The organism is Knoellia sp. Soil729 (genome assembly GCF_001427985.1).
GTDB lineage: Bacteria > Actinomycetota > Actinomycetes > Actinomycetales > Dermatophilaceae > Knoellia.
This window is the reverse complement of sequence record NZ_LMSA01000001.1, coordinates 961,464-974,155: the sequence shown is the minus strand read 5'-3', so window position 1 is coordinate 974,155 and position 12,692 is coordinate 961,464. Positions and strand designations below refer to the sequence as shown.

Here is a 12,692-nt window from a genome sequence, read left to right as displayed (position 1 = left end):
CTTGCGGCGGTGTCTGTACGGTCGAGGCTTGGCCCGAACCCCTGCGGGCCTTCCCCCACTCCCAAGGACCCGCCGATGTTCTACAGCCCGAAGCATGCTGCCCCGAAGTCCGCACCCGTTCGTCGTCGACTGGCCGGTGTGGCCGTCGTCTCGGCGGCGACCGTCGCTGGAGCCACCGCGATGGCCCAGCCCGCCTCTGCCAGCGGGACGGTGTGGGACCGCGTCGCCGCCTGCGAGAGCGGCGGCAACTGGTCGATCAACACGGGCAACGGCTACTACGGCGGCCTCCAGTTCAGCTACTCGACGTGGGCGGCCTTCGGCGGCCAGCGCTACGCGACGACGGCCAACCGCGCGACCAAGGCCCAGCAGATCACCATCGCCCAGAACGTCCTCAAGGTTCAGGGCCCCGGCGCCTGGCCGGTGTGCAGCGTTCGTGCTGGGCTGACCCGCACCAACGGCGCAGCGGTGGGGGGAGTCGCGACCGCGGCGCCCTCCGTCGCCTCTCGCACTGCGGTGCGCACGACCAAGCTCGTCGTCGACGGCCAGAAGGGCCCCAGGACCCGCGCGGCGATCGAGCGGTGGGTCGGCGGGTCGGTGAACTCCTCGATCGGTCGCGCCGACACCCGCCTGCTCGAGCGCAAGGTCGGTGGTTCCGTCAACGGTCAGCTCAGCGGGGCGGACGTCAAGAAGCTGCAGCGGATCGTCGGGTCCGCCCAGGACGGCTCTTGGGGTCCCAAGACCACGGCTGCACTCCAGCGCTACCTCAACAGGCGCTGATCCCCAGCGCTCTGGACGGGCGGATGTGGCAGATGCCGCATCCGCCCGTCGTCGATGTGGGTGCAAGCGGCTACGGGTGGTGACACCGCCACGACACGCCGGCGCCCGTGCTTGCAGAACGCGTGGGGTTGAAGTTACAGTTGTGTAGTTCTGTGGCAGCATTGAAATTTGTGACAGATGTGACGTAGCGTCCCTTTTCGTCCCCTGACGAAAAGGTCCCCTGCCATGCTCTTCGCCCCGGAGTTCCCCACTGCGCCGACTCGACGCCGGCCCGTGCGCCGCGCAGTCGTCGGCACCACCCTTCTTGCCACCGTGGCCTCCGCGGCGGTGCTCGGCCTGGCCACCGGCGCAGGCGCGACCGAAACTGTGTGGGACAGGGTGGCGGCGTGCGAGAGCGGCGGCAACTGGTCGATCAACACGGGCAACGGCTACTACGGCGGCCTCCAGTTCTCGGCATCGACGTGGACCGGCTTCGGCGGAGGACGGTATGCCCCCACGGCCGACCGGGCGACCAAGCCCCAGCAGATCGAGATCGCCCAGAACGTCCTGCGGTCCCAGGGTCCCGGCGCCTGGCCGGTGTGCAGCGTCCGTGCCGGGCTCACCCTCGAGAACGGGCTGGACGTGACCGTGTCGCGCGACGCCGTGCGCACGGGCTTCCCGCTCACCGTTGACGGTGACAAGGGCCCGATGACGCGCAGGGGCGTCGAGATGTGGGTCGGCGGCAGCGTGGACGCCTACTGGTCCACCAGCGACATCAAGAAGCTGCAGAGCAAGGTCGGGTCCGAGCCCGACGGCAACATCGGTCCGATGACCACCAGGGCCCTGCAGGGCACGGTCGGCGCCGAGCAGGACGGCTCGTGGGGTCCCAAGACCACGGCCGCGTTGCAGCGCTACCTCAACAACCTCTTCGGCTGAGCGCCCGACCCGGACCACGTCGGGCGCCACGTCGCTAGCCTTGGCGTCCATGAGCTGGAGACACCCGGGTCGAGGCGGAGCGCTGCTCTACGGCGCCCTCGCCGCCGCGGCCGGGGGTGTGGTCGCGAGCGTCGCCCGCCTCGAGGCGGCCCGGCAGGTGGGCCGCAGGTCGGTGGCCCGTCAGCTGCCCACTGGCCCGCTCATCGTCGTGGCCAACCACACGAGCTATGCCGACGGCGTGCTCCTGGCGATCGCGTGCCGAGACCTCGGGCGTTCGTTGCGCCTGCTGGCGACGGCCGGAGTCTTCAGGAACCCGCTTCTCGGTCCGGTGGTGCGCCGGCTCGGCTTCATCCCGGTGCACCGCGGATCGGCCTCGGCGGCCGAGGCCCTGGATGCCGCGGCGCAGGCCCTCGCCGCCGGGGAGGCGGTGGGTCTCTTCCCCGAGGGCCGCATCACCCGCGACCCAGAGCACTGGCCCGAGCGGTCCAAGACCGGCGCGGTGCGCCTCGCCCTGAGGACCGGTGCGCCCATCCTCCCCATCGCGATGCACGGCGTCCAGGAGGTCGTGGGGCTGCGCGGGAACCTGCTGCGCACGCTGCGCAACGTTGCGCTGCCGCCCGAGGTGAAGGTCCTTGTGGGCGAGGCGATCGACGTGCGGTCCCTCGTGGGTGCTGGCGCACCTGTCGACGAGGCGGCCGTGCGCCGAGCCTCTGACGAGGTCATGGGCCGGCTCATCGACCTCGTCGAGGAGCTGCGCGGCACCGAGGCGCTCCATGAGTTCGGCGTCCCCCGCGCCGAGGACGCCTGAGCGATCCGCTCGGCCGCCGGTCAGGCGCCGGTCAACCTGTTCGCCTCGGCGACGTAGTCGGCCTCGGCCTGCTCGCGAGAGGTTCCGGTGAGCTTGGCCCAAGCGTCGTACTTCGCCCGGCCGACCGGGTTGGTGAAGCCGGGTCGCCTGCCGTCCGCATCACCGAGGGTCGCCTGCTTGTAGAGGGCGTAGAGCCTCAGTTTGGTGTCGTTGCCGGGGTCCTTGGTGAGCGTCCCGACACTCTCGACAGCCTTCTCGAAATCCGTGCCAGCCATGGGGCTCAGGCTAGCGCGGCGACGTGACCGGGCCGATCGCCACAGGGGAGTGGAGCTGGCGAAGAGACTCGAACTCTCAACCACCTGTTGACAAGCCTCGCGCTGACGGGACTCCGAAAACCGTCGTTGACCTGCGCAAACGCCAGGACGGTTTGGTCGCCGCTCCGTTGCCGTGCGATCCCTGTGCGATGAGCCATGACCATCTCTGTCAACAGTTGTCGCTAACTCCACGTTCCGCGACCTGCGTCCCCCGGGGGAGTCCCCAACATTAGGAGAGCGTCACGCTGCACCTGACCTTCGACAACGCTCGCACATGCCGATGAGCGGACCACTCGCGCTGGGTAGAGAGTGCATCGAACTGGCCCCCTGGCGACCGCTAGCTCGTTAGCCCATCGACGTACGTCCTGAGGCTCTGCAGGCTCTGTGGCACTGCAATGTCGCCGTTATTCCAGAGTTGCAAGACGTTGGCTTGGAACACAGAAACATTCGCGAATCCGAGAATCTGTGAAACCGTCTTTGCAGTCTGCTTACCGAGGCATTCGGACCACCATTCCTGCGCGGATCTGCGTTCCTCGAATTCTGTGAAAGCGCCGTCAAGCGCCTGCGCCCACAAGGTTTGCTCGTCATGAGAGGCAAAGTGGCTCGCGCTAGCATCCCGCTTTGCAACCCAAATGGGCTGCAACGCGGATCTCGCAAGCCCACTCAGTTCACTCAAAGCACCCTTGGGGGTCATGTCGAGTTCAGGCAATTTGCTATCCGCGCACTGAGCAATCCACAGTCCCGCGAAAGAATCGGCCGCATCTCGCACTATTTCGACACCTGATCGTGTCTCGCCACCACCCCCTCGAGCGGTGATCGCGTCTATAGCTGGAGGATGCAGAAACAGGTTCTCGATTTCATGGCACTCGAGGACGTATGCGCCTTCGTTGGCCCCCAGCAGGGTCGCCTCGTCGACCGATCGAAAGTCTCGATCAAGAACGCCCCCCACCCTCAACTGTTCCCCTGTTTCCGCTGCCAACTCTGTCACGTGAGCGAGGCGTCGCAGCACCTCGTGACAGCTCCCTCCTTCAATGAATCTGTTGAGGTTGGGGTCCCCGCAGAGGTCGTAGAAGCGCTCACGCTCGCGACTTTGCCTATCTCCCTCGACGAAGACAAAACGAAGTTTCGAGATGGAGAACGCTGGGGCGCCGATCGCTGCGGACAGAGCCGCTACGGCCGGGCGTCCAACGAGAGCCGTAACGCGCCTCGTTACGCGATCTGCGACGTCCTTCTCGAAGACAAACGACGCTTCCGGCCCCGCAACCTCGACTGCCTCCAACGAGTGTGTCGCCAACCAGACTTGCCCGTCCTGGACGCTGTCTCGCAGGTAGGCGACCCATGTTCGTAGTAAGTCAGGATTTAGATGCAGCTCCGGCTCATCGATCATCAGCAGCCCTTGGCGCAAACCGAATCGATCAATCTGTCCTATAAGGAACGCTATCTCACGTTCCCCGCCGCTCAACTTGGAGAAGGGAATCTTCAGGCCCGCGCTATCGAAAAGGATCGTGCGGAAGGTGCCGGACCCCTCCACCCCGACGAACCGCAAGTGCGGCAACAACTCTTGTACGGCACTTGAATAGTCATCGAACGGGTCCACGAACTCGGGTGCAGCGGAGTTCGTCGCTCGGGATTCCCGGATTGCGGCGACATGCGCGCCCGAAACCCTCTCCTCCAAAGCGATGAAGTACTTGTGCCACTCCTCATAGAGGGTTCGAGTGGGGCGAAAGGAGAACTGCTTGGTGAAGGCCTCCGAAGTCCAATCATGCGACAGGATCTCGTTGTACTGGTGCGGCTGAATCTGCATCGGTGGGTAGGCGCGGTCCGCGTCTAGGTAAAGGTGCTGCGTGCCCAACTGCGCGCGGAAAGTAGTGATTGCGGTTTGCGCGACCTGAGTGCTTATCCCCACGTCGTCGATTCCCAGCGCCGTCGTCTGTTCGACGACGCCGACTTCGTCGTCCTTGGCTGCTCGATACTCGAGCAAGCCGTTCCATCCTCCATCGGGAAGTGAGGATGAAAACTGCTCATTGACCGCATTTTGAATGTTTAGAGGGACTAAGGCGGTGATTCTGAAGTCGTGCGGTTCGCTTCGGGGATCCCCGCGCGATGACTCGAATCCCGAACTGATCCCCAAATTGTGCGCCACGAACGAGAGCAGTTCGAGACCGGTGCTCTTGCCTGACCCGTTCTCGCCCACGAGGCAAACAACCCGTGCCTCGGGGAAGACGTCGAACTCAACCCCTTCGAGATTTCGCCACTTCGCGATCTCAACCCTCGTGATCCTCACAAGTCCCCCTCCGAAAGCCGTAGTGCTGCGCCCATGGATCGTCAAGATACATGCAGCAGCGCTCAGCGCGGGCTGGGTAGAGTTGCCCATGACGTAGGCGCACGCCGCATCGGTTAGGAGTAGGTGGCCGATGAACTTCCGGACATGCCGCGATCCGCGCGGTCGTGCCGATGAGCGCGCTAGTCCATCGGGGGTCGCGTCGCACCACCAAGGTGACGCACGCCAGCGTCAGAACATCAGAGCGCGACGCAGACGCGTCCGATCTGCTCCACTGGCCCAATGACCACGCCAGTGCATCCCACCAAAACGACAGGCTCCCGAGGGGAGCTCAAAGCCGCCGTCATCTTTGCCGACATCGGCTGGGCTCCCCCGGTGAAGCTCAGCGAGGACATCGGCACGGATCTCGTCACATTCGCTCGCGACACTGCCGCCCCCGAAGAGAAGGGCGACGCGTGGGATCTCGGCGCACCCGTGTTCATGCAGGTTAAGGGGAGCGACAGTGAGTACCTGAAGCCCACCAACAAACGGAAGGGACAACCCGGATGGTGGTTCGCCGAATCCGACACATATCACTTCGACCACTGGCTGTCGTTTGGCCTTCCGTACCTGCTGGTCCTCGTCGACACCGAGAACCAGATCGCTTACTGGGCCGAGGTCACCGGCGACGCTATCGTCCCGACCGGCAAGGGCCGCAAGATCTTTGTCCCGGCGGCTCAAAAGGTCGACGCAGACAACGCTGAGACGCTTACCAAGATTGCGGTCTCGCGCCGCAAGTACGACCTCGAGGGCGCAGTATGGAGCGGCAGCCTCAGCGAGCTCGGACCTGCCGACCGCCTCAGAAACGCCCTCATCCTGCCCCGCTTGGTCGCACCTCATCCGAACAAGAACATCGAGGAACTCACCTTCGAAGAAGCCGCAGCCATGGTCATGCGGAACCGGTACTCCGAACTCGCCTACCGCGGCCACCAGGGCCAGTGTCCCAAGACCGAAGAGTGGGAGTTCCACAAGGACTGGGGCTGGCGATTCGTCCACGCACTCCACGAGCTCGTCACCCAAGGCGCCAGCGTCCGCTTCATACAGCTCGCCCAGGACGCACGCCACCGCTTCGAACGCGATGCTTGCCTCGTCCTCCACGCCTGCGCCACCTACGCCAGCGACAAACCCACCGAAGCGCTCCCGACCGTGGTACCCAGCAAGGCGACCAGACCGGCCGACCGCGGCTGGCTCAGCGTCCACCAGTCCGCTTTCCTCCTCGAGCTTGACCGGCCAGCCGAGGCCGCAGCAGCCGCGAAAAGGGCCTTGGTAGCTCTGAAGTCTCTTGAGGGCGACCTCTCGGTCAGCGCCATCCGTGGCGGCGCCGCCTCCATCCTCTACTCGGTCGCCGGCTTCGCCGCTGGCGACATCGAAGCCACCATCACCGCCCAGGACAACGCGGGGAACTGGTGGCGAGCGCAGGACGTCAACTGGGCCCTCGAGAAGGACCTCAGGCTCCGATTCGAAGGGTGGACTGACAACAGATCCATCCAGTTCATCGATAGCACGGCCCGCGCTGACCTCGCGGTCGTCGCCTGGAATGCTGCGGTGAGCGGAGGTTGGAGCTCCTGGCGCCACCTCACCACAATGAACGCCCACCTGACGTTCACCTCCAGCGACGACCCCAGCCAGCTCATCGAAGCGCTCCGTTCGCTCGTCTTCGTCGGCGAGAAGAAGGCCGCGAAGAATGCAACCCGGAAGATGTGGATGGACGAGCCTGTTGAACCGCTCAACGGGCTCGTACACATCTACGCGTACCGGCCCTGGTCCAAGCGCGAAGAAGGACCAATCATGGGCGTGCTCTCCGAGGCCGGCGACCTCTTGGACACCAAGGCCGCAGACCATGTCATCCGGCGGATCCTCGATCTGCTTCACACCGAGGGAGGGGTGCGCGTCCACGGAAGCGCCTGGACCTACCGGTGGGGTGAAGTCGACACCGCACTTGGCCGTCTCCTGAAAGCAGCCACCAATACTTCCCATAGAGAGGTCGCCAACCTCATCGCTGCCGAGTTCGCCACCTGCGACGATTCGGTAGCTGACTCCCTCGTGCGCGTCGCCAATGCACTCGCGACACCCGACCTCGGTGGCGCCCGCCTCAACCGGCTCCTGAAGGCCGCAAAGGCACGTGACGACCACTACGGCATCGACTTGCTCGAAGCCATCGCTCCCAGCCATGCCGCTGCCGTTGCCGAGTTGCGCCGCCACGCGGACGCTGGCAACAACAATGCGGTTCGATCACTCCTGGTCGCTGGGTCCACCAAACACGATGACTTCATCGCTTTCGGTCGCAGCGCCGCGCGCACCGTCAGAACCATGGTTCACGATGCCCGCGGCAAGGACGGCACCAGAAAGATGACCGGGTATGTCAGCGACCAGCTCGACGACCTCACGCTGGCGGCCCTCCAAAGCAATGACACCAAGCTTTGGAAAGAGGTCACCGACGCCCTAGAGGCGTGCGTCATCGAACAGACCCAACAGCAGCGCGCCATTCGCAGGCTCGCCAGTCGCTTCCAGACGCTTCCGCCGCATGTGCAGCGAAAGCTCCGAAAGCTGGCCCCTGACCTGCGCGGAACATCGTTCGGTTTTACTTTCGGCGGCGGCCGCAACGAGTTCGGCGCCGCAGTCGCCCACCTGCGCATCGCCGCCGGCACCATCCCTGACCTCGAAGTCGAATCACTCCTACTGGCCGAGCGCCGAAACAACCCGGTCGGGTTCGTCCGGACCCTTGGCGCCTGGAACTCTGAACGCAAACTCCCGTTCCTCGCGACAACTGTCGTCGACGAGAACCCCATCGTTCGTGCACAGGCCGGCTTCAGCATCGTCGAGCACGCCCACCGATTTCCGGCAGATCGCGACCGGGCCTTCGCTATTATCCGCAGCGCCTTAATGCAGGAGAACGGTTGCGCGCTCGTCGACGGCATCGCCCAGGGTCTCGCCGCCTATCCGGACGAGAAACTGGCCGACCTCGACGCGGCACTGCGGAACCATCCGTCCGCGGTCATCCGAGCACGTTTCGTCAAGGACGATTGACCGAGACGCACTTACCCGGTGGCGAATGCAGGAACCGCCCTGACCCCGAGCGAGAGCCCGCGGGCAAAGGCAACGGACCCGTACGCACGCCTCTGCCGCGACGGGGGCGGCCCCTCAGTGGTTGGACTTGTCGGGTGCACGCCAGCGGCGGAGCAGGTCGGTCAGAGCTCGCTTCAGGGTTGCGGCGGCCAGCAAGGTCACGACCATCAAGCCAAGGAGAAAGACGGATCGTTCCGCGCTGTCCGGGGGCAACGTGTCGCTCATCCTCTCGAGGACGAGAAACGTGAATGCGGCCACGGGCACGAAGGACAGCAGCCAGGTGATCGCTCGCATCGGCCCGCCGTCCACGATTAGAGCGTAGGCCACGATGGCTCCGTGGCTCCTTCGTCCCCATAGAGGCGCACCGCATCGCGCACGCTCATCAGCGTGGGGCGTTAACCGAATTTGCCGCCAACCGCGCTCGTCGCCGGGTGCACTCCCACGGCCCCTTGGTGCTTGGACACTACTTTGATCGCATGGCAACCGTCTTGGACCAAGCTTGGGCTCAGTCCGTGTGCGCGGTCTGCGACCCCATTTGCGAGTTAGCGAACGTCGGGTTCGTCCGTCAGGTGATGTCGGACCCCAACGGTCGCGTTTCGGCCCTGCTGTGGGAGGCCGAGCCCCTTCTCTTCGCGGATCGCTACCCCGACAGCGGGATCATCGACTCCTACGGGCAGGATCAATGGCCGCCGCCTTGCATCGACTACTGGATCTACCTCGACCCTGCGAGCGGTGAAGCGCGCTTCAGTGTGGAGGGCTTGGAGCCTGACGACGTGCTCGTGCAACTCACAGGCGACGGACCCAAGGACGGCCACGCGCTGGGCCGAGTGCTCGCCCAGATCCTGAGGGTTACTGCTCCCTGAAGCAGGAGCCTCGATACGTCCTGTCATGCCGCAGGGCGGTGAAGTCCTACGCTCCCGTTATTCTGGGCCGACGTCGTCGATCGACGCTGCTGTGGAGTGCGCGTCGAATGGTCGCGGCGGCTAGCGCCGTCGTAGCCAGCAAACCCAGGATGAAGAACGAACGCGTTGCGCTGCCGATCGGCAGCGTGTCACTTACGCGGTCGAAGACGATTGCGGTGAACAGCGCCACCGGTAGGAACGCCACGATCCAGATGATCGCCCTGAGGGCCGATTCGCTCACAAGTCAGGAGCCTAGGCCCAGTCTCAAGGCGAAGTCGGGCAACCGTGGTTACCGCGACAATGTCCGGTCAGGACACGTCCGCACATGCCGCTGTTCACTCGTACGGAGGGTCGAATGGGACCCACCGGCCAGCCACTCTCGATCTACAGCGCTTTTCTGCTGTGGTGGAGCACCACCCTAGGGTTTGGGGCATGTCTCAAGAGCTCTGGGACCGCGAGGCGGCTTCCTTCGATGATGAGCCGGACCACGGTCTGGCAGACCCGAGTACCCGTGCAGCGTGGCGCGACCTGCTGCTTGATGTCCTACCAGCTGCCCCCGCTCGGATAGCTGATCTTGGCTGCGGTACCGGCACCCTGACGCGGTTGCTCACGGACGAGGGTTATGCCGTCGACGGGCTTGACTTGTCGCCGGAAATGATTAAGCGGGCGCGAGCAAAGGTTCCCCAGGCCACCTTCGTGGTCGGTGACGCCTCCGATCCGGGGCTCGAACCGGCCACCTACGACGTGGTGCTGTGCCGGCACGTGCTGTGGGCGATGCATGACCCGGAGGCTGCTGTCGCCAGATGGATGGCCCTTCTCGTTCCGGGCGGCAGGGTCGTGCTCGTCGAGGGCAGGTGGGCTACGGGGGCCGGCCTGACGGCTGTTGAGGCTGAGCGCATCGTCCAGACAGCTCGCACTGAGGTGACCGTGCTTCCCATGCCTGATGCGGTGTACTGGGGCAAGGAGATCGAAGACGAGCGCTATCTGCTGGTCAGCCGGAACTGAGAACGCAGACGGGTTAAGAGCACTCCCATGCCGTACCCGGGTTGTCATCCATCTCGGACGCCTTGGGCGGCAGACAGAAGCAGCAGCGCCGCCGAAGGCCTAGGTGAAAGGGGTAACGGTGGGCAAGCTTGTGCGTGACCTCATTCGCAGATCATGCGAGCCAAGGGACTAGAGCCAGTGGTGTCCGCTGTGACCGGACCTGCGCTCATGGACGCGCTGCTAGCGAAGCTTGTCGAGGAATCTGTGGAGTTGCGGGAAGCTGCCTTCGCTCAACGAATCGAGGAGGCTGCCGACGTGTACGAGGTGTTGATGGCAGTCAGCGACATGATGGGATGGGATCTCAGCGACGTCCAAGGGGCGGCGGCCCGGAAGCGTGCCTCTCGGGGAGCCTTTCAAGAGGGTGTCTGGCTCGAGCAGGGGTAACACTAGGTTTCCGCACATGGCTCCTTTCTGTGTCAAGAGGCCCTTGGCAGGGTGGTCGTAGGCTTGGTGTTGGCGGGTCCGGGAAGTGGCTTGTCCGAAGTGCCGGTGTGGGGTTGTGAGCCGGTCGCGCTGGAGTCAGAGTCGTTGCCCCGTTGCCCTCCCGGGCCCGTCATTTTGCTGGCGGTGTAGTCGCCGAGCATCGTGCGGTAGACGAGGTCGGACAGCCGTCGTTTGAGGCAGCGCATGGCTTCCATCGAGGTCTTGCCGACGGCTTTCTTCCGGTCGAAGTAGGCGCGTCCTTCGGTGGGGGGGTGCGCAGTTCGACGGTGGCCATGATGTGCAGCACCCGGTTGATCTGACGGTTTCCGCCGCGGGAGAGGCGGTGGCGCACCTGGTCGCCGGAGGAGGCGTCGATGGGGGCGGTGCCGGTCCAGGACGCGAAGTGGTTGCGGTCAGGGAAGCGGGACAGGTCACCGACCTCGACCAGGAGCCGGGCGGCGCCGGAGGGGCCGATGCCGTGCAGGCCCAGCAGGGAGGTCCTGGTCGCCGCGACGAGGTCCTTGAGCTCTTTGTCCGCGGCCTTCTTCCGGGTGTAGATCCGTTCCAGGTCGACCACCGGCTCGGCCGTGGTTGCCATGTCAGATCACCTCATTTCAAGAATTCGTAGAACTTCGGTCAAAGCTGGCGCGACTACGTCGATATCGTCCAGCTCGCCAAGCACGGCATCCCAGACGTGCTCTTGGACTCGGCGCGGGCCGTCACGCGGTACCGCCAGGTCAGCCTTCGCCCCATCGCCGATTCGGTCACTGGGTCACGGGTCCTACCGGATCACCTATGACGTGTACGCCGAGTTCATCCCGTCAGAGGACGACGCGCCCCACCCGCTCGACCGCGCGAGCGGCGTTTAGCACACGACGCCGACACCACAGGCGCGTTGTCCACAGACGCCTGTGGACGGATGTGTGGACAGGCTGTGCACAAGCCAGTCGTCTACGCGTAGCGAATGACATCCATGTAGGACGGAAGCGCGGAGTGGCTAACGCTCAAAACACACCCGCGCGGGTTAGTGGTTGCACCGAGACGGTTTGGCGTTCATACTGGCTTCATGACCGACTTCGACAACATGCTCGCCATGGTTCGCGAGGCCCGCGACGCGCTGCAGGCCCAGCTTGCGGCCGACGAGCGGTGGCAGCATCTGCAGCGGCTCAATAGGGCCATCGCGGCGTTAGAGGGCGAATCGGCGGATGACCATCCTGTGGGGGTCGGCATGTCCGCGACATCGACACTGAAGGTGGGAGTGAAGCGCCCTCCGGCAGAGGACCTTGAAGACCGAGGCACCAACCCGCTCGTGCTCGCGATCCTCGCGGAGGACCCCACTCGCGTATGGAGGGTCGAAACGCTCCTGCTCGAAATGAACGAGCGTGGTTGGGAGACTGACGCCGAGAACCGCCGCAACGCGCTCGGAACGGCTCTGCTCCGGCTGGCGAAGCGCGAGGAGATCGAGAAGGTGGGGCGCGGACGATACCGGGCCGCACTCGCGACTCCCGAAGCGCAGCCGGACGGGCTCGACGCAGAAGAGGATGAGTCGACGCCCGACGAGGACCCCGAGCCCGTGGACTGGGGCACCGTGCCGTCATGGGGCCAGGAGCGTGACATGGACGGCTGACCAAAGGCAGAGCCCCGGCGCACCGTGAGTGTCACCTCGCGAGCAACCGGGGCTCCTAGACGGCCCCGGTGGTGGAACTGGAAGACACAGCAGACTGTCAATCTGCCGCCTGGTAGGGCATACGGGTTCGAGTCCCGTCCGGGGCACCATCTTCAATTAGTACGTACTCGATGCTACGGGAGTTCCGCGCGGAACTCCACGACCGCGCGGCAGGGACTTTGTGAGTCGGTCACGGGGCTAACGGACCTGAAACGGACCTGCACACCGGTCGGCTCGACGGTCGCGCCGAGGCAGAAACGCACCCCGACCTGCGCATACGTGGAGAGCTGGCGAAGAGACTCGAACTCTCAACCACCTGTTTACAAGACAGGTGCGCTACCAATTGCGCCACGCCAGCGCACGTCGGCGAGCATGCGCCCCCGACGGCGCCCCGCACTTTACCTGCACAACCGCGGACGACGGACGCGGTGCGCGGACGGTGCACACGGCATACGCC

12 protein-coding genes and 2 tRNA genes are annotated in these 12,692 nt (G+C 64.9%); 8 read left to right on the top strand and 6 right to left on the bottom strand.

The annotated features are described in order from the left end of the window. The first annotated feature begins 75 nt into the window (after positions 1–75). The 3 genes from ASG74_RS04395 (at position 76) to ASG74_RS04385 (ending at position 2,500) form a co-directional block, all read left to right on the top strand. Positions 76–777, top strand: coding sequence for a transglycosylase family protein (locus tag ASG74_RS04395; protein ID WP_056139305.1), 702 nt, complete (start codon positions 76–78; stop codon positions 775–777). 225 nt (positions 778–1,002) lie between these two features. Then, complete coding sequence (locus ASG74_RS17855) at positions 1,003–1,692, top strand: transglycosylase family protein (RefSeq protein WP_056139304.1); 690 nt, start codon at positions 1,003–1,005, stop codon at positions 1,690–1,692. A gap of 49 nt (positions 1,693–1,741) precedes the next feature. Then, positions 1,742–2,500 carry a lysophospholipid acyltransferase family protein gene (locus tag ASG74_RS04385; RefSeq protein ID WP_056139302.1) on the top strand — a complete coding sequence of 253 codons (759 nt, stop codon included), beginning with the start codon at positions 1,742–1,744 and terminating at the stop codon, positions 2,498–2,500. A 20-nt stretch (positions 2,501–2,520) separates the two neighbouring features. Here ASG74_RS04385 and ASG74_RS04380 read toward each other — a convergent pair whose 3' ends face one another. After that, positions 2,521–2,775: an acyl-CoA-binding protein gene (locus tag ASG74_RS04380; protein WP_056139300.1), complete on the bottom strand. Its 255-nt coding sequence runs from the start codon at positions 2,773–2,775 to the stop codon at positions 2,521–2,523. Positions 2,776–3,151: 376 nt separating this feature from the next. Continuing rightward, the gene (locus ASG74_RS04375) at positions 3,152–5,098 is read right to left on the bottom strand and encodes an ATP-binding protein (RefSeq protein WP_162252778.1); all 1,947 of its coding nucleotides are present in this window, start codon (positions 5,096–5,098) and stop codon (positions 3,152–3,154) included. Between the two features lie 279 nt (positions 5,099–5,377). On the opposite strand from ASG74_RS04375, the gene ASG74_RS04370 reads away from it, so the two are divergent. Beyond that, positions 5,378–8,161: a DUF4365 domain-containing protein gene (locus tag ASG74_RS04370; protein ID WP_082569491.1), complete on the top strand. Its 2,784-nt coding sequence runs from the start codon at positions 5,378–5,380 to the stop codon at positions 8,159–8,161. Positions 8,162–8,275: 114 nt separating this feature from the next. On the opposite strand, the gene ASG74_RS04365 is transcribed toward ASG74_RS04370, so the two are convergent. Then, the gene (locus ASG74_RS04365) at positions 8,276–8,509 is read right to left on the bottom strand and encodes a hypothetical protein (RefSeq protein WP_156465273.1); all 234 of its coding nucleotides are present in this window, start codon (positions 8,507–8,509) and stop codon (positions 8,276–8,278) included. 167 nt (positions 8,510–8,676) lie between these two features. Here ASG74_RS04365 and ASG74_RS04360 point away from each other — a divergent pair, with 167 nt between their 5' ends. Next, entirely contained in the window at positions 8,677–9,063 is a 387-nt protein-coding gene (locus ASG74_RS04360) for a hypothetical protein (RefSeq protein WP_056139292.1), read from the top strand. A gap of 46 nt (positions 9,064–9,109) precedes the next feature. On the opposite strand, the gene ASG74_RS17095 is transcribed toward ASG74_RS04360, so the two are convergent. Then, the gene (locus tag ASG74_RS17095; RefSeq protein WP_156465272.1) at positions 9,110–9,343 is read right to left on the bottom strand and encodes a hypothetical protein; all 234 of its coding nucleotides are present in this window, start codon (positions 9,341–9,343) and stop codon (positions 9,110–9,112) included. Positions 9,344–9,534: 191 nt separating this feature from the next. On the opposite strand from ASG74_RS17095, the gene ASG74_RS04355 reads away from it, so the two are divergent. Next, entirely contained in the window at positions 9,535–10,107 is a 573-nt protein-coding gene (locus ASG74_RS04355; RefSeq protein WP_056139289.1) for a class I SAM-dependent methyltransferase, read from the top strand. 592 nt (positions 10,108–10,699) lie between these two features. On the opposite strand, the gene ASG74_RS16835 is transcribed toward ASG74_RS04355, so the two are convergent. Then, complete coding sequence (locus ASG74_RS16835; RefSeq protein WP_235498801.1) at positions 10,700–11,167, bottom strand: IS110 family transposase; 468 nt, start codon at positions 11,165–11,167, stop codon at positions 10,700–10,702. Between the two features lie 468 nt (positions 11,168–11,635). Here ASG74_RS16835 and ASG74_RS04340 point away from each other — a divergent pair, with 468 nt between their 5' ends. Together ASG74_RS04340 and ASG74_RS04335 are read left to right on the top strand one after the other, a co-directional pair. Next, positions 11,636–12,196, top strand: coding sequence for a hypothetical protein (locus ASG74_RS04340; RefSeq protein ID WP_056139283.1), 561 nt, complete (start codon positions 11,636–11,638; stop codon positions 12,194–12,196). A gap of 62 nt (positions 12,197–12,258) precedes the next feature. Next, a tRNA-Asp gene (locus ASG74_RS04335) sits at positions 12,259–12,345 on the top strand. 175 nt (positions 12,346–12,520) lie between these two features. Here ASG74_RS04335 and ASG74_RS04330 read toward each other — a convergent pair. Further along, a tRNA-Thr gene (locus ASG74_RS04330) sits at positions 12,521–12,593 on the bottom strand. Positions 12,594–12,692: the final 99 nt, after the last annotated feature.

Excerpts from the sequence above, each read along its gene's own strand:
- ASG74_RS04395 (WP_056139305.1), top strand. The coding sequence starts at position 76 with ATGTTCTACAGCCCGAAGCATGCTGCCCCGAAGTCCGCACCCGTTCGT.
- ASG74_RS17855 (WP_056139304.1), top strand. The coding sequence starts at position 1,003 with ATGCTCTTCGCCCCGGAGTTCCCCACTGCGCCGACTCGACGCCGGCCC.
- ASG74_RS04385 (WP_056139302.1), top strand. The coding sequence starts at position 1,742 with ATGAGCTGGAGACACCCGGGTCGAGGCGGAGCGCTGCTCTACGGCGCC.
- ASG74_RS04380 (WP_056139300.1), bottom strand. The coding sequence starts at position 2,775 with ATGGCTGGCACGGATTTCGAGAAGGCTGTCGAGAGTGTCGGGACGCTC.
- ASG74_RS04370 (WP_082569491.1), top strand. The coding sequence starts at position 5,378 with ATGACCACGCCAGTGCATCCCACCAAAACGACAGGCTCCCGAGGGGAG.
- ASG74_RS04360 (WP_056139292.1), top strand. The coding sequence starts at position 8,677 with ATGGCAACCGTCTTGGACCAAGCTTGGGCTCAGTCCGTGTGCGCGGTC.
- ASG74_RS04355 (WP_056139289.1), top strand. The coding sequence starts at position 9,535 with ATGTCTCAAGAGCTCTGGGACCGCGAGGCGGCTTCCTTCGATGATGAG.
- ASG74_RS16835 (WP_235498801.1), bottom strand. The coding sequence starts at position 11,167 with ATGGCAACCACGGCCGAGCCGGTGGTCGACCTGGAACGGATCTACACC.
- ASG74_RS04340 (WP_056139283.1), top strand. The coding sequence starts at position 11,636 with ATGACCGACTTCGACAACATGCTCGCCATGGTTCGCGAGGCCCGCGAC.